Here is a 16,623-nt window from a genome sequence, read left to right on the forward strand (position 1 = left end):
TTTACTTTTGACAAAGCAAATTATAACTTTTTACCATACTGTTCAAAAAACACTCACGAAAGATCAACACGCCCTAGACATAGATACATTTTTTTCATAATTCTTCTCACATTATTGGTGTATTTGTTTGTAGGAATATTAAAAATATACAATAATATTGTATGACTAGTTGTGATTGGTTAGACAGTTTTGTAACTTACGGTTAGCGTAATGTTGAGCTATGGCTCATTTTTAATTATTACGTTGGCTGTTCGGTATGTTGATGTGATGAATTGAAAATTTGCACCTAAAGAAAGTGCTCATTAATTTTGTTACTGTGGCTGAATTTGTGCGTTTTTACGCTACTTAATCCGAGGCTATCATGGCAATTCATTCTCTTTTAGCTTTCATCAGGTTATTTGCAAGACATATGTGGAGGCGGTTTATAAATGCTTGTGCGCTAATTCGTTGTATTTGTGCTGATGGTTTTCTACAATACTTCTGTCCATTTAATAGGTAAAAAACATGCAGCAAAATGAATTTGAAGTATTGGTAAAAGCTATCTGCGCACTTGATGGCTTGCCACAAGCACTTGAGCTATTGAAATCGAATGAAGATACTGAAGTTGCAGAAGCTGCCACATCACTGACTGGTCAATTTGCACTAGCGGAAGTTGAAGGTGAAAAGCGTATTTACCATGTGACGCTTCAAGAAAATGGGCAAGGTGAAGAACAAGAGTACATTGAGCATGTTATGAATGAAGGCGATGACTTAATCAAATTTGCTGCTTGGTTCTTTGAAACTATGTTCGAATTAAAACAAAAAGACACATATCAAATCGCAGGTAAAACCTATAGGCAGCCAAAACGCAGCTAACGTTTACTTCCTGTTTTCCATATCTAATGTATTTAACTTGGCAGAGTGCTTCAGTTTTAGGACATTGGATATGAAGCGAAACCTTTAAAAAGCAGCTCACTCGAGTTGCTTTTTTTATGTTTGGCTAAAATGACGTCTGAATGATGAAAATTGGCTGGCGTATTGCATCAAAATGTGATGCGGGTCTTGTTTTTGTCGGTTTAACGTGTAAAATCCGCGCTCAATAAATTCGATTATGTGCGGAGATAAGCATGAATTACGAACTAGGCCACGCATATATTGGTCACTTGGCAGCAAAAAAGATGATGCACGAAGCAATGTATGGCAAGCCAAAGAAACCATCATTCTTTAAGAGAATGATCAAGAAAATGGCTAAATAAGCATTTTAAAAAACGGAATTTTAGAAGGCCTTAAACTCGATGAAGTTTAAGGCCTTTTGCATTTTAGCGATTAATGATCGCTGTGCGCTCTATGGGTGGACACAAAACACGTATTTGTTATCAGATATATGGCAACTGTGGCTGAGAAAGTTTAACTCGCGGATTGGTTGGATAGGTCGACAACGTTATTAGGAATAGCATCTAAACCATGTTCTTTCATCCAAGCCTCTAGGTTGTCGGCTCCGCCGATGTATTGACCATCAAGCCAGATCTGCGGGACAGTGACCGGTGTCTTCTCACCAATGTGCGCTTTTACCTCTGGGATCATGCGGTACAAAGCGGCACTGTCTTTTACTACGTCGTGATATTGGTATTTGACCCCAGCTTCGTCCAGCATGTTCTTGGCCTTGACACAGAATGGACAAGTGGCTTTGCCGTAAACAATATTGCCCTTTAGGCTGTCTCGCTTGGTCCATTCTTTGATTACAGATTGAACCAATACACCACGATTGAGTGCTTCACCTTGGCTAACAACTTTGCCTTCAACAACAAGGATAGGCGCATGCCAAGAACCAAGTTTTAGTGGTTCCCACCAGTGAGATAACCAATCTTTCACTTCCAGTTCGACATCGACATCGGCCAGCTCGTTCTCAAACGTATCTTTAAGAATGTCTTTGGTAAGGGTACATTCTCCACATGGAATGTTTACTTTAAATGGGCCCCAGCTGCCCGCCCAACGGTATAGTGTAATCTTGACGGGTTTCTTCATGGTTACGACCTCGCTTAAAATTCTCTTATCAATATAGAACGGACAGTAGAACTATTTATTTCATCGCCCTCAAATTTTCTTTGATTTTGATGGCTTTTGGTTTTCCAATCAGTAATAAATACAACTGACGCAATGATAATCGCATTAAAGGCAAATCAAAGGTGAGCATCCAAGTCTCGCTTTGAATCGAATCGTGTGAGGAATGATGCTTCTCGTTACTGAGGTGGTTTGCTTATGATATGTATTTGATATCATAAAACCAGAGAAAGCATTGATGATGAGAGTCAGAATAATGGCGTCTTATCTTAAAATACGTAAAAAAGGTTGAACATGTGCCCAACCTTTTTAGTCTGTATCTAAAGTCGATTTAGATTAGAAGTCGTAACGTATACCTAGACGAAGAGAGTCTTCACCTTCTTTAAGTAGACCTGTCGTTGTATCTTTCACTTCGTCTAGGTTGTTGAATTGGTAAGCAAGGTATGCGCGGATAGACTTGTTAAACTTATAGGTGCCCGATAGTTCAAAGAAGTCAGCAGTATCTTCAGTAACGTTCTCAGTCACATCTTCTTCCAGTTTTTGGTAGAGAGCAGCCAGTTCAAATTGTTTGGTAAATTTGTACTTAGCAGCCACTTCCACACCAGAAAATTCAGTATTCGCTTTGTCGTCTAGGTCACCTGTAGTGTAGGTAGCAGCTAGGTATAAAGCATCCATTTTGTAGTTAATACCTGCGATGACAGCCGAAGCTGAGCCATTACCAGTACCGTTGTCGTTACTTGAGTAACCAAGACCAAAGCCTAAGCCCATTGGTAGCGTGTAAACACCCGAAACACCATAACCGTCGGTATCTTTTTCTTCACCAGCAATGAAACTTGCTTTTACAGTAAAGGCGTCAGCATCGTAAGCGTATACAAACGTGTTGTTGATCTGCTCGTTACCAGCATTGATGAACGCTTTTTGGTCACCAGAGTAAATTGTAACATCCGACATGTCTGAGATTTGAACTGCGGCCGTATCTTGACGACCTACAGAGACAGCACCAAAGTCACCTGAAAAACCTGCGTACATGTAACGCTGTTTGAAGTTAGTAGTTTCATCATCGTCGGCTGAAGAATTTACGCCTTGTTCTGCTTCATAGAAACCAAAACCAGATAGGTCGCTAGTGATTTCTGTAGTGCCGCCAACATTCAAACGAAAACGGCTTTTGTTTTCCATTGTACCTTCGATTTCTTCACCACCTGAACCAATGAAGTCACCACGGAATTCAGCACGACCGCCAATCTTAAGCTCAGTACCGTCAGAGCTGTAAACTGTTGCTGCTAGAGATGAACCTGAAACTAGTGCCGCTACCACTGCAGAAGCTAGAACTGCCTTTTTCATAGTTATTTACCTTGTATTTTAAATCCGTGAGCAATGTGCTCTCCATTTCGATATGAAGCTAATTTAGAGCAGGTTAATTAAGGTTTCATTTCTAGAAAATTACATTTTCGTGAATAGGGAGCTTTTTAAGTGGTTATTTTTGAGCCAATCGTAAGGCAGATATCCAGGTGAAATTTGATCTTTAATGATCATGGTTGGTGCCTAGGGCGTGTTGACCTTTCGCGGTTAAATTTTGTTCGAAATAAAAGCGTTTTAATCGCGGCGAGGGGGAAGTAGCCTAGTCATTCTAAGCAAATCTCCCTCAACAAAGAGTAAAACGCTTTTAGCCGAACCCTTCGGGCAGCGTTTGCTTGGCTTTTTCTTGGTAAGCGAGTTATGCAAAATAGGTTCTTAACCACAGCCCGATAGGGGAAGTCACGCCAGTTGCGATACTGCTAATCTTTCCATCTTTGATGATGACGATGCTTGGAGTGACATTGACGGCCCAACTTTTGCTGATTGACCCAGAAAGGTCATTGATCACAGGGAAGTCATACTCTTTTGCGTCCAAGTAGTGCTGCACTCGCTGATCCGGTCCTGATGAAAGGGCGACCGTAACGACTTGGTGAGAATCGTTGAAGCTATTGACGGTCGGGCTCACGAATTTGCACGCACCACACCAAGTTGCCCAAAAATAGACAATGACGGGCTTACCGTTCTTACTGAGCTCGATAACATCAATATCCTCACCTTGCAGTGATAGGCCTACTATTGGAATCGCGTCTCCTTGAGGCATACTTCTGCTGTGATAAAAATCCATAGCAAACGAAACCACGCCAACGATCAGTATCATTGAGACCAGTTCCTTTCCCCACTTCTTAAGACGACTTGGCTTTTTAGCCTCACCCTTTACAGGCTGGTCTTTGGTCGTGCTAGGCTTCTCTTCATTGTTGGGAGTCTTCATCATTTATCTCGCAGCATCGATGGCTTGAACGACAGTGTCACTGTCCAGAATCACGGGCAATGGAATACCGCTTTTATAGCTTGGGCCATACACAATATTAAATGGCACACCAAATCGTCCGTTACTTTGTAAGTATTGAGTGACGCTTTCACTTGGTGTTGTCCAATCGCCTTTCATCAACACAATGTCTTCTTGTTGTAGGTGACTGTAAACAGGATCTTGAAGAATCACGCCGATCTTGTTCGCCTTACAGGTGATACACCATTCAGCAGTCACATCGACAAATACTGTTTTGCCTTCATCGACCAATTGTGGAATTTGTTTCGCATCCAACTTTTGCCAAGCAAGGTCATCAACGATAGGTGTCGCCCAGTTATCTGCAGTAACACTGCCGACAATCAAAGCTGCACCAAACATCAAGGTAGTGGTTGCCATGATAGGTATGAGTACCTTACGACCCAATTCCATGCCAATCCAAACCAGTACTGAAATCACGATAAACAGTGACAACAAGATGGTTGGGAACTTACCGATGAATGGGCTAAGTAGGCTTGTTAACCACAGACTGGTAATGAACATCATTAAGCCAAATACCAGCTTAACCTTGAACATCCACGCGCCCGGTTTTGGTAACAGTTTGGTGAGGCTTGGGAACAGAGCGAAAATAAGCCAAGGTGCACTCATACCAATACCAAGCGCGATGAAGATAGCCCACAGCTCTTGGTAGCTTGCGCCAAGCGCGTAAGCCACGGCGGTACCTAGGAACGGAGCACTACAAGGCGTTGCTAACAGCGTGGCAAACATACCTTGAACAAAGTGACCTGAATGTGAATCGTCGCCTTTGGTTGCCATCCATGTATTCAAACCCGATGGCAGTCTGAATTCGAATAAACCAAGGAGGTTAATTGAGAACAGTAGGGTGATGATCAGCATGAACCCGATAAACCAAACGTTCTGGAATTGGATTCCCCAACCAATCGCATTACCGCCCATTTTTAGCACTGTCATACCTAAGGCTAAGAGTGCAAACGAGGTGATAACACCCATCGCGGACGCTAGGAATGAGATTCGAATGTGTCGGTTTGATGCCCCTTGGTTTTGAATGATGCTGTTTAGCTTCATTCCTAATACAGGTAAAACACACGGCATGATATTGAGGATCAAGCCACCAATTAAGGCAAAGCCAATCATCGCAATAAAGCTAGTATTGCTTGATTGATAGGCAATAGATTCTGAGCCAACCTGAGCCGTCATCTCTTCAGCAAAGTTAGTATCTGAAACCGTGACGCTAACGGTGCGATCCGTTAAGTCGACGTCACCAATCCAGTTACTCACATCGAAAACGGCCGTCATTGTGTTGTCTGTGATATGAATGGCTGGTTGAGAGAAGAAGTCGTCAATCACTTCTTGGCCATCAATCAACACCATTGGCTTATCCCAGCCTTCTTTACTTGTTAGCTTAGTCACCAGTTGCTGCTTGCTCTTGTCCCAAAACAGACCATTTACTGAAGTTCGGTTTGCTTCGCGTGGTGACTGGCTCATGCCTTGATTGAACAAGAACATGGCTTCTTCATCGAGCTCTAATGTTTGTGGGTCGATCGACAGTTCGATATCGTAATCGGTTAACACACAAATATTCGTGCATGATGGAAAGGTGAACGAAGCCTTAAAGATGGCAGGCTTAGTGTTGTCTTTCAGTGTGAGTGTGACCGGAAAGCTAACGTGCTTTTTGTAGCCCAGCGTCATTACGCCTAGCTGCTCGTAGTATTTAGGGATTGGCCAATGCCACTCTACCGACTCAATGTTTGTTGAACCAGACCAGTCCCAGCTTGGAGGTATGCCACCTTCGCCAGGGCTGCGCCAATAGGTTTTCCAGTCGCCGTCGAGCACGACATCGAGCACGGTTTGAATCTTAAAACCGTCATCCGACTGTTCACCTGTCGACATCATTCGCATTTTGACTGGCGGGTGTTCAGGCACGCTGAGCCAACCTGTAGTCTGTGCTAAAGCATTAAATGATGTCATAACCAAAATGGCAGTGACTAAAGTTTTCGCGCATGTACGCATGCAGAATGCCAATGAATAGACAAACTTAGTTAGTAGTGTGTTGTACACAAATGTATCTCCAAAAAATAAATAAAAGGGTGGAATAGCCCGGTTATTTACTCTCTAAATATACAGTGCTTTAGGTGTAGGCGTTGTTTTGTTGGTCGAGTAGAGCGATGGTTGTCTCTAGATAATCTCGATATATGAGGTGATAGGCTGAATGCGACAGCGATAAATAGAATGAAAGGGATCAACCAGCCTGCTTTTGGCGTGGTGAAGGTGAGCATTTTTGAGCTCAGGTCACAGGTGCTAGAATTCGGCGCCGTCAGTGACTTAGACGCATCTGAACCAAAAACGCTGGCATAAAGCTCAGACAGTTTTTCAAACGAAGCGATAGTCGCTTGTGGATCGCTGGTTTCAGAAGCCATGTGTGTTGATTGGCTAATAGAAGCCTTAGAAAACGTCACTTTATTTGCAGATAGCGTACTTGCCAGACAAGTTACAATAACCAGTCCGGTAAGAAGAAGCGCCCAAAGCGATTGCTTTTGTTGGCGGTTCTGTTGGGATAAAAAAAATAGCGTTGTATTCAGCAAATCAGTCAGTAATCGAATCAGTTAGTATTTTACACGGGTTATAAGCAGGCTAGCTTAGATAACTTTGCTGCGTGCCACAAGTCATAAGATTGTAAAAGTCACAGGGGCACATAAACGCCAAACTCAGAGATTAAGGCATCGAATTTTCACCTAAGTTCATAATAATCTGTTCTTTTTTGTTCTTCGCTGCTTTGTTCACCAAAGTCGTGCTTTCCATTGAGCTGGATATGATTAGCAAGTGTGTTCTATTGACTACACAAGAGAGATAAAACCGAGACAAAAAAGCCCAACCGTTCGTTAGGAATTTGATTGGGCTTCTTCCGCTAGCGTTGAAGTTCAGAACTCCAAGCCTTCTAATGGGTAACCTTAGTGATTACGACGTGGGCCGTTACGCACTAGGTCTTTACCATTTTCAAAGACTTCTTGGGTGATCCAGCGAGCAAGTAGAACTTTGTGGTTGCTGTTGAATACAGCAACGAAGTGACGACCATCTGAATTATTGGTTGCCATGCCTACGCCTTCAACCCCTTCAAGGCCCAAACCGCCAGCTTCCACTGAAATTAGGAACTGCTCGAGTTCTTCTAAGGAGTCGATAATATCAAGTTCGTTGTTCATTTTTATGGTCTCTCACTGTGAGCCTTACACCACTTAGGTCGTTTAAGTACCTACGCCAAAGGGAGTGTTAAGGCCATGGTTCTTTGATGGGAGGGTACTCTACAGATCATAACAAGCGATTGGAACTCTCAAATTTTAGATTTGGCTTAACCTTTTGCAAAAAAATCGGGCTAATTAATTTTAAATGTTTGTTATTCATATTCTTTTTACTACGCTTTATAAGATCAATTTAGACAATAATAGGGAAGAATATGATGAAGGGTTGGCGTTGCTTGTGGTTAATGTTGGCGTTAGTCGCATTTGGAAGTGTTGCACAAAGTGTCGATAAAATAGCCGTAGTGCAAGAGCAGCTAATGCTCGACTTTGCAGAACTGGAAACGGCAGAGGATGCAGAAAAGCCATTTCTTGAAGATGTATTAAGTCGGAAGAACCAAGCCTTACGTGAAGGCATTCTTTCATACCTGACCTCAGATAAAAAGGAGGGCCTTGATGCCGTTCTTGCCCAACAAGTTAAACTATTGCAACAGCTGCTGGCTCTGAATGAAACGAAGATTGTGGCGATGAGTAAAGAAAGTCGCTCTGCGGAAGGGGAGGAACAAAAGCGTCTTGAGTTGGATAGCCAGAAACGAATTAGAATGATGGATACCTATTATCGCCAGCTTTCTGATACATTAAATTGGTCGAAACAGCGCGGTATTGATGTCGCGACTTCTGAAGCAGAGCTCAAAACGGCGCTTGTTTCTCGCTCTAAATATCTCACGAATGCCATTCTGTACACTGACACCCAGCGTCAAGTTCAAGAAGCGCGTTTGTCTTTCGTCAGTGATGAAGATAAAGCGACCATCCAAAACGAGCTGATTCGCTTTAGTGAACGAACCAGTGTGATGACCGGGGCATTAGAGCAAACCGTCACGTTGATGGAGCCGTTTGGAGTGGATGTCACCTCATACAAGGGGGTATTGCTGGCAACTACTGGGGATATTAATGCCGATGTGTTGGATGTGAATGTCGCAATGGATCTTCTAGATAGCTGGCTGCGTTCATTTAGCTCTTGGGCTCTCGAAAACACCCCCTCATTTTTTGTTAAACTCGCTCTTTTTCTCGGTATTTTGTATATCACTCGCTTAATTGCGAACGTGGCTCGTAAGACTGTTCGTAAAAGTGTGTCGCACTCTAAAATGGACTTTAGTGTATTGATGCAAGACTTCTTTGTCTCAATAGCCTCCAAAGCAGTTGTGTTTGTCGGCTTGCTTATCGCGTTGTCGCAAATTGGGATAGAGCTTGCACCCCTGCTGACCGGTTTTGGTGTTGCGGGTGTCATCATTGGTTTTGCGTTGCAAGATACGCTATCTAACTTTGCATCGGGCTTGATGATTTTGATTTATCGTCCTTATGATGTTGGCGACATGGTCAAAGTCGCAGGCGTTCAAGGCACAGTAAAAGACATGAGCTTAGTCTCGACTACGGTTCAAACTATCGATAACCAGCGCTTGGTGATCCCAAACAATAAGATTTGGGGTGATGTGATCAACAACATTACCGCAGAGCGTGTCAGACGTGTGGATATGGTGTTTGGTATTGGTTATTCAGACGACATCGACCAAGCAAAAGCGGTGTTGAACGAGATTATCATCGCGCACCCTTTAGTGCTGAAGAAACCAGAGCACATGATCAAGCTTCATACTTTGAATACCTCTTCGGTCGATTTTGTGGTCAGGCCTTGGGTTAAGACCGAGGATTACTGGGATGTGTATTGGGATGTGACAGAAACCGTCAAGAAACGCTTTGATGAAGAAGGCATCACGATCCCATTCCCTCAACGCGACCTGCATATTTACAATCACGAAGAGAGCTAGTTCTAAATAAGGTTATACGCAAAGAGTTAACTTAGAGAGAGTCAACCTTCCCAAGGTGATATGAATTGGACGCTGAGTAAGCGTCCATTTTTATTGGCTGCCTTTATAGTGAGCTGCATTCTTTTATGTGACGCCACCTGCCTTAGAATTAAGTTATGATGGGGTAGGCTCAGTCTATACAGTTGAAATCGAATGGATGATTTACAGCAAAAAACTAATACTAGAAATACAACGGTGAGAAAAGCGACGCGAATCGAAAGCGTGATGAACTCTGCGATGTGGCATTTAACCCAGAGAGACATGACGGAAAGCGAGCTGATCGCCAAGCTCAAAGTGAAAACCGATAATCAACAATGGATCGATGAAACTTTAGGGACTCTAAAAGGTTTTGGGTATCTCAAGTCTGACCAAGTGTTTGCAGAACAATTTGTGGAGCAAGCTTTTTCTGGCGAATTTGGATCTCGATACATCGTCGAGAAACTGAAGAAGAAGGGGCTCTCTGATTCGATTATTGCTGATGCCATTCACAAGGTTTCTGCAGAAAAAAATATCGACGAACAAACCATCTTGATCGAACGCATCAACCACTACTACACAAGCTTTACTATGAGCCGTGAAAAGCTGGTCGCCGCACTGCAAAAGCGTGGCTTTAGTTATCAGCAGGTGAAAATCGCCATCGATCAGCATCCACAAGCGTACGAACTGAAAAGCAATACCCAAATAAAGGCCGATAAAGCGGATTTGGAGAAGGAAGTGCTCAAGTATGCGCGTAAAGGGAAAGGCTTAACCGCTATCCAGCAAGAACTTAGACAGCGACAAATCGATACCACTGAGCTTTCATCGTTGATCGACCGATTGATCAATGAAGAGCAATTGGACTTTTACTCTTCTTGTTTAGAACAGCTTCAGAAAAAATCTTATGACCTTAACGATCACAAGGAACGTTCGAAGGCCTACGCCATGTTGAGCCGCAAAGGCTTTTCATCCGATGAGATTAAATTCGCGTTAAGTGAGGGCAATGACTAGCGCGCTCTTGTTGAGTACGGGTGGATACCGGACTTTTTTGATCGCCCGACTTGTCCTATCGTGTGAATCTTCGTATTGCACGAACCTTATTATTTACAAGAACCAGTTATTTACAAGACCCCGGCGATTTCCACGAAACCTGTTATTTACACCAACTTAATTACTTACACAAAAGGGATAAGTCTCATTGATGAACTACCTTCCAACCATACTTTTACCTCTGTTGTTGGCCCTTAATAGCGCTTCATTTTCAGCACAAGCAACCGAAAGCTGGTGGCTGCGAACATTATTCAACACTAGCCCGACTCAGCCTAGCAGCACAAATTATGTGAATGACATCGAGCTCATGGATTGTGGTGAGGTTGAAGATACTTTGTTGTGCAGTGACCTCACCCAATATTACGATCTGGATGTTTATGTTGAGCTGGAGTTAGGGGGCTCAAACGTCGAAGTGGTTCGCTTAAGCTTGCCTTATTCAAACTTGAGTTACACAAAGCTTCAGGCTTACCTTCGCCAAGATGGCTTTGCCCTCAGCGTTATTCGTATTGGGGAAGATGAGTTTGATGTGGTCGCAAATCTCAAGCAAGCGAAGCGGGAAGGTGTGGGCTTCGATAAGGTGGATAAACAGCTGGTCGAATTTATCAACGCGCCACACGGTTCATTAGAGCAGCTGAGTATATGGAATGTACCTAGCTTACCCTCTCCTAGAGCGACTTCGCCTTGGATTCAGTTACATAGTGATGGTGACAATCTAACAGTTGAACTTAATCGCTCAACGCTATAGAGAGTTTCGTTATTTATTAGGCTAGAAAAGCCTTCAGGGGAGTGGTTAACAGGCTGACAGCAAGCGATTATTGATTTAAGTGCCCATTTTTCTGTGGCTCTCACAGTTTTCATAAGCGGTTGCCTTTGTCATTTGTTAAACATTGAGCCTTTGGAAAAACAGGCTTAGGATACGTCCAGTATTGATAAAGGAGACAACCCATGGTTGCAAGAGTAACGATAGCGCCACAAGGCCCAGAAGTTTCTGAGTTGGTGCAAGGATACTGGCGTACAGCAGAGTGGGGTATGACCCCGCAACAACGTCTGACTTTTCTTAAACAGCATATTGATCTTGGCATCACAACGGTTGATCACGCCGATATTTACGGGAATTACCAATGTGAAACCTTGTTTGGTGAAGCGCTCGCTCTTGAGCCGAGCCTTCGTCAGGGTATTCAAATCGTCACCAAGTGCGATATCAACTTGTGTGGTGATCACACGCCTGATCGTAAGATCAATCACTATGACACCAGCGCGCAGCACATTTATCAATCCGTCAATAATTCTCTAGAGCGTCTCGGTGTTAACGACATCGACGTGTTGCTGATTCATCGTCCAGACGTACTGATGGATGCCGATGAAGTAGCAGAAGCGTTCGCAGAGCTGCATAAGGTCGGTAAAGTTAAACACTTTGGTGTTTCTAACTTTTCACCGCGTCAGTTCGAATTGCTTCAATCTCGCCTTGGTAAGCCATTAGTAACCAACCAAGTTGAAATTAACCCACTGAACTTTGAAGTTGCCCATGATGGTACGTTAGATCAACTGCAGATGAACCGCATTCGCCCAATGGCGTGGTCTTGTCTTGGTGGCGGTAGCATCTTCAGTGGCGATTCAGCACAAGCGATTCGTGTTCGAGATGAACTCGAAGCGATTCGCAAAGAAGTGGGTTCCGACAGCATTGATCAAGTGATTTACGCTTGGGTTCGCCGTTTACCGTCTAATCCTATTGCGATTATTGGTTCAGGTAAGATTGAGCGTGTGAAGACGGCTGTTGATGCACTGAAAATCGAACTGACGCGCGAGCAGTGGTATCGCGTATGGGTGGCATCTAAAGGCCACGGTGTGCCATAGAAAGCAATTCGAATAGCAGCAAAAGCCAGCTAACAAAGCTGGCTTTTTTGTGTTCGCCTAACATGTTTCTTCAAAACTGTGATTAAGGTGGAATAATTTTCAAAAACACTCATAATGCACTCTGTTTTTCACCAGTTGGATATTTCCATTGAGCACTTCAAAATTCTCTTCAATCGCCCTTAAACCAGAGCTTCTAAATACGTTAGATTCTCTTGGTTATACTGAAATGACGCCGATCCAAGCGTTAAGTCTTCCTACTATCCTAAATGGCAAGGACGTTATCGGTCAGGGTAAAACGGGTTCAGGTAAAACAGCTGCTTTTGGTTTAGGCGTGCTGCAGAACTTACGCGTTAAGCGTTTCCGTGTTCAGTCTTTAGTGCTATGTCCGACTCGTGAACTTGCAGACCAAGTAGCAAAAGAGATCCGTACTCTTGCTCGCGGTATTCACAATATTAAAGTGCTGACACTTTGTGGTGGTATGCCTATGGGCCCACAGATTGGTTCATTAGAGCATGGCGCACACATTCTTGTTGGTACTCCGGGTCGTATTCTTGATCACCTTGAGAAAGGGCGTATTGATCTATCTGAGCTGAACACACTAGTGTTAGATGAAGCCGATCGCATGCTAGAAATGGGCTTCCAAGACGCTTTGGATGCAGTGATTGAAGCCGCTCCAAAAGATCGTCAAACTCTATTATTCAGTGCGACTTTCCCTAAACAGATCAAATCGGTTGCCGATCGCATCATGCGTAACCCTGAAATGGTGAAGGTTGAGTCAACACACGACCACTCAAGCATTCAGCAGCACTTCTATAAGTTAGAAGGTTCAGAAGCGCGCGATGACGCACTAGAGCTGTTATTGTTGCATCATCAACCAGAATCAGCGGTTGTATTCTGCAACACTAAGAAAGAAGTGCAGAACGTAAACGATGAGCTAAGCCACCGTGGCTTTAGCGTTATCGAACTTCATGGCGACATGGAGCAGCGTGAACGTGACCAAGCTTTGGTTCAGTTCTCAAACAAAACGATCTCGATTCTAGTGGCGACAGACGTTGCGGCTCGTGGTCTTGATGTAGATAATCTAGATGCTGTATTCAATTTTGAATTGTCTCGCGATCCTGAAGTTCACGTACACCGCATTGGTCGTACAGGCCGTGCAGGAAGCAAAGGCGTCGCTATCAGCTTCTTTAGCGAAAAAGAGATGTACCGTGTTGCTCAAATTGATGAGTACATGGACATGCCAATCGAACCATCTGAATTGCCAGCAAAACCAATTGCTAAGCCGTACTACTCAAACATGGTGACCATTCAGATTGATGGCGGTAAGAAAGCTAAGCTTCGTGCAGGCGATATTCTTGGTGCATTGACTGGTCAAGGTGGTATTGATGGTAAATCAGTAGGTAAGATCAACTTGTTCGCAATGCGCGCTTACGTTGCTGTAGAACGCTCTGTCGCTAAGAAAGCACTGAACAAGATCGAATCAGGTAAAATGAAGGGTCGTCAATTCCGCGCACGAATTCTTAAGTAATTCGAAACGGCAGCCCTTTACTGCACAATGTGCCTGATAAGCTGCGCAGTAAAGGGTATTCCACAATGTTTAAACCTATAATGCTTCAGATACCCGACAATGTTTCAGGTACCTGCAGTTTTAGGTACTCTACAATCATTTCATCTGGCTAAGGTTTGCCAACCAAGGCTATTTGCCAGAGGTTTACGTATCCGGTCTGATTGAATAGAGATCGTTGATATGATTTCCTTCGCTAAGATACCACGCCATCGCTTCCTGTCGATTATTAGCAAATATTGTCATTGTGGTTATTTTCCCATCGTAAAAATAACAAAGCTCATATTCTAATTCGCTTGTTTGATGAGGAATAGCGGCCATAACTTGCCTCCCAAATATTCGTTACTCAAAAACAAGCAAGATTCGTGCCTTTTTAGATTTTGCATCTCATATTAAGAATTTAAGCCATCTGACATCATTGTTTGTAATGGTTTTTGTTTAATCATTTGTCTAACTGAGTATTTTAGCAAGGTGAAGTCTCAATTATCTGAAAGTTTTTACGATAGTAGTCAATTAAGACTAACCTTAGAGGGTAGCTTGATAGCTTCGTTGCTCTGAAAAGTGTGTTGAGAGGGTGTAATGAGAAATTGCCGCTGGATAGTTTTATTAGTTTGTGCGCTATTTACCGGCTGTGGGACAAAGTTTGCCTATAATAATCTTGGTTGGTTTGCCGTCAGCTACATTGAAGATTTTGTCTCCCTCTCAAACAGCCAAGAATCAGAGCTTGAGGAGCGATTCAACGAGTTACAACAATGGCACAAACAGACTCAGCTAACCTTGTATATTTCGCAACTCGAAGCGATTGAAAAGGTTGATCGTTCCACACTGAAGACAGAGTTTATCGTTGACCAAATTGAACAAACTAAAAATCATGTTCGAGCTGTCATCACTCAATTTTCTCCAGATATTTACGCCTTGAGTATGCAACTTAGCCCTGAGCAAGATAGCGAGTTCTTAAAGAACTTTAGAGAAAAGCAGCAAGACTATTACAAAGAAAGATTGTCGTTGAATGACGAAGATTCCAGAGAGCGATATCGAAATCGAATAGAAGAGAGACTAGAGCGATGGCTAGGATCGGTATCGAAAGAACAAAAACAGATTATTTTTACTTGGTCTCAAGAGTGGGTAAATACCAATGATAGCTGGCGCCAATATCAAAATAATACCTACCAAGATCTCACAACTCTGATGGAAAAGAAGAGTGACCTACATATCGCTCAGCCAATTATTATGAACTTGCTTCTGAATAACGAAGCTTATTATCCAGACGAATTGGAATCTAAGCTTAATAAGAACATGCAGACATCAGCCAAATTCTTGGTGGATATCGCCGCAATCAGTAGTGATAAACAATGGTCTTATTTCATGAATGAGTTAGAAAGTCTCAAATCTACACTGGTGACACTGCAGGAGTAGGGTATAAGTAAGCTTCGTTAAGAAATAGAAAGGCTGAGCGTGTTAACCCCATCAGCCTGTCAAACATTATCATATGGTAAGGGTTTTAACCTCGATTACTCATTAACAGCTTTGGGATAGAGCCTTTCGCTGTCTTAGATATTTTCTGCATCAATTGAAAGCTCGGTTGTTGAATGCCGTGGTCGCTTTGCAGTTCATCAATCATTAATAGCCATAGCCTTGCGGTCATTTCTGAGTCGGCTAACGCTCTGTGGAAAGTACCGTCGTTGTCGATGTTCTTGAAACGCACAAGGTCGCCTAGCTTATGAGTCGGTGCATCTTGGATTAGACGACGAGCAATCAGCATTGAGCAGGCAAACTGTCCATTGTAGTGTCGGTTAATATTATCTAACTCAGCATCAAGAAAGCGCTTATCAAACGATGCATTGTGAGCAACGAGTTGGCTGTCTTGAATGAAGTCAGCAAATTCATCCATCACTTCACTGCAACTGGCCGCTGTGCTTAACATACGGTTAGTGATTCCGGTATAACCTTCAATGAATCCACTGACACGAAACCCTGGGTTCATGAGTTGTTGGAAGGTGTCGACGACTTCGCCGTTAACGAGTTTCACCGCACCGATTTCAATCGCTCGGTCACCCATGTTTGGTGATAAGCCTGTGGTTTCGAAATCGAGAACGATAACGGAGTCTGCGGAGTTTGGAACCATCATGTTTCCTAATTACTATTGGGTGGTATCGCTTGATATGAGGTGCTTGGTGTTGCTATCAGTGAAGCGATTATGTGTCACTGCTGATAGTGAGCTCAGTGTAACCCGTCGTATCATCATGCTCTCTGTTGAAGGTCAAAGTATCGTAGCGGTGAACGATCAGTTCAGCCGTGGTTGCGATTATTGTTCCTTCAAGTAAATGTCCGCCAATTACATTGCCATTCTCATCGGCTACGGATAGGTGAACATGCTGGTGGTTCGGGGTTAGCGTTGCCATCACAGAGACGATTTCGAATGGCGCTTGGACTAGCTTGGTGTTGTTGGCATTAGCTAAACGAATATTGAGTTGAGAGACACAACCGACACAAGATGCAATAGAGCCTGCAGCGACACCATGTGCTGTCACTAGTCTCTGGATCTCAAGCTTTAGGTCTTGGCCTCGGGTTAATCTCGTTGCGATAGGAGTAATCATCTCAATACCTCTGTTCTATCTGTTATATCAAAGAACAAAACGAAGCCACATGGGGCTTCGTTTAAGTAATACATCGGCTAACACGTTATCGCTGCTAGTTAAGCTTTGA

The 16,623-nt window shown here is 43.3% G+C and carries 17 protein-coding genes; 8 read left to right on the plus strand and 9 right to left on the minus strand.

The annotated features are described in order from the left end of the window. Nucleotides 1-504 precede the first annotated feature (504 nt). Nucleotides 505-855 carry a hypothetical protein gene (locus Q1A70_RS11000; protein WP_299690786.1) on the plus strand — a complete coding sequence of 117 codons (351 nt, stop codon included), beginning with the start codon at nt 505-507 and terminating at the stop codon, nt 853-855. Between the two features lie 251 nt (nt 856-1,106). Next, nucleotides 1,107-1,235, plus strand: a complete 129-nt coding sequence (locus tag Q1A70_RS11005) for a hypothetical protein (RefSeq protein WP_299690789.1) — start codon at nt 1,107-1,109, stop codon at nt 1,233-1,235. Between the two features lie 151 nt (nt 1,236-1,386). Here Q1A70_RS11005 and Q1A70_RS11010 read toward each other — a convergent pair whose 3' ends face one another. The 6 genes from Q1A70_RS11010 to Q1A70_RS11035 form a co-directional block, all read right to left on the minus strand. Further along, nucleotides 1,387-2,004, minus strand: a complete 618-nt coding sequence (locus tag Q1A70_RS11010) for a glutaredoxin (RefSeq protein ID WP_299690792.1) — start codon at nt 2,002-2,004, stop codon at nt 1,387-1,389. A gap of 372 nt (nt 2,005-2,376) precedes the next feature. Next, nucleotides 2,377-3,381, minus strand: coding sequence for a porin (locus Q1A70_RS11015; protein WP_299690795.1), 1,005 nt, complete (start codon nt 3,379-3,381; stop codon nt 2,377-2,379). A gap of 373 nt (nt 3,382-3,754) precedes the next feature. Next, nucleotides 3,755-4,324: a protein disulfide oxidoreductase gene (locus tag Q1A70_RS11020; protein WP_299690860.1), complete on the minus strand. Its 570-nt coding sequence runs from the start codon at nt 4,322-4,324 to the stop codon at nt 3,755-3,757. 3 nt (nt 4,325-4,327) lie between these two features. Then, entirely contained in the window at nt 4,328-6,391 is a 2,064-nt protein-coding gene (locus Q1A70_RS11025) for a protein-disulfide reductase DsbD domain-containing protein (RefSeq protein WP_299690863.1), read from the minus strand. 95 nt (nt 6,392-6,486) lie between these two features. Further along, a complete protein-coding gene (locus tag Q1A70_RS11030; protein ID WP_299690798.1) occupies nt 6,487-6,963 on the minus strand; it encodes a hypothetical protein in 477 nt (158 codons plus the stop codon). 366 nt (nt 6,964-7,329) lie between these two features. Continuing rightward, entirely contained in the window at nt 7,330-7,578 is a 249-nt protein-coding gene (locus Q1A70_RS11035) for a hypothetical protein (protein ID WP_299690801.1), read from the minus strand. A gap of 251 nt (nt 7,579-7,829) precedes the next feature. Between Q1A70_RS11035 and Q1A70_RS11040 the strand changes: the two genes are divergently transcribed. From Q1A70_RS11040 to dbpA, 5 genes are all read left to right on the plus strand, one after another. Next, nucleotides 7,830-9,434 carry a mechanosensitive ion channel family protein gene (locus Q1A70_RS11040; RefSeq protein WP_299690804.1) on the plus strand — a complete coding sequence of 535 codons (1,605 nt, stop codon included), beginning with the start codon at nt 7,830-7,832 and terminating at the stop codon, nt 9,432-9,434. Between the two features lie 192 nt (nt 9,435-9,626). Then, on the plus strand, nt 9,627-10,460 hold the full coding sequence (locus Q1A70_RS11045; RefSeq protein ID WP_299690807.1) for a RecX family transcriptional regulator: 834 nt from the start codon (nt 9,627-9,629) through the stop codon (nt 10,458-10,460). Between the two features lie 190 nt (nt 10,461-10,650). Then, nucleotides 10,651-11,244 carry a hypothetical protein gene (locus Q1A70_RS11050; protein WP_299690810.1) on the plus strand — a complete coding sequence of 198 codons (594 nt, stop codon included), beginning with the start codon at nt 10,651-10,653 and terminating at the stop codon, nt 11,242-11,244. 200 nt (nt 11,245-11,444) lie between these two features. Further along, nucleotides 11,445-12,353, plus strand: a complete 909-nt coding sequence (locus tag Q1A70_RS11055) for an aldo/keto reductase family oxidoreductase (protein WP_299690813.1) — start codon at nt 11,445-11,447, stop codon at nt 12,351-12,353. A 148-nt stretch (nt 12,354-12,501) separates the two neighbouring features. Next, nucleotides 12,502-13,881, plus strand: coding sequence for an ATP-dependent RNA helicase DbpA (gene dbpA / locus Q1A70_RS11060; protein ID WP_299690816.1), 1,380 nt, complete (start codon nt 12,502-12,504; stop codon nt 13,879-13,881). Between the two features lie 183 nt (nt 13,882-14,064). On the opposite strand, the gene Q1A70_RS11065 is transcribed toward dbpA, so the two are convergent. Continuing rightward, the gene (locus tag Q1A70_RS11065; RefSeq protein WP_299690819.1) at nt 14,065-14,238 is read right to left on the minus strand and encodes an RNA helicase; all 174 of its coding nucleotides are present in this window, start codon (nt 14,236-14,238) and stop codon (nt 14,065-14,067) included. Nucleotides 14,239-14,496: 258 nt separating this feature from the next. Between Q1A70_RS11065 and Q1A70_RS11070 the strand changes: the two genes are divergently transcribed. After that, nucleotides 14,497-15,333: a DUF6279 family lipoprotein gene (locus Q1A70_RS11070; protein ID WP_299690822.1), complete on the plus strand. Its 837-nt coding sequence runs from the start codon at nt 14,497-14,499 to the stop codon at nt 15,331-15,333. Between the two features lie 85 nt (nt 15,334-15,418). On the opposite strand, the gene Q1A70_RS11075 is transcribed toward Q1A70_RS11070, so the two are convergent. Further along, a complete protein-coding gene (locus Q1A70_RS11075; RefSeq protein WP_299690866.1) occupies nt 15,419-16,042 on the minus strand; it encodes a 3'-5' exonuclease in 624 nt (207 codons plus the stop codon). A gap of 70 nt (nt 16,043-16,112) precedes the next feature. Beyond that, nucleotides 16,113-16,514, minus strand: a complete 402-nt coding sequence (locus Q1A70_RS11080) for a DUF296 domain-containing protein (RefSeq protein WP_299690825.1) — start codon at nt 16,512-16,514, stop codon at nt 16,113-16,115. Nucleotides 16,515-16,623: the final 109 nt, after the last annotated feature.

Origin of the sequence: uncultured Vibrio sp. (assembly GCF_947488985.1) — a bacterium.
In the GTDB taxonomy this organism is placed as follows: Bacteria; Pseudomonadota; Gammaproteobacteria; order Enterobacterales; family Vibrionaceae; genus Vibrio.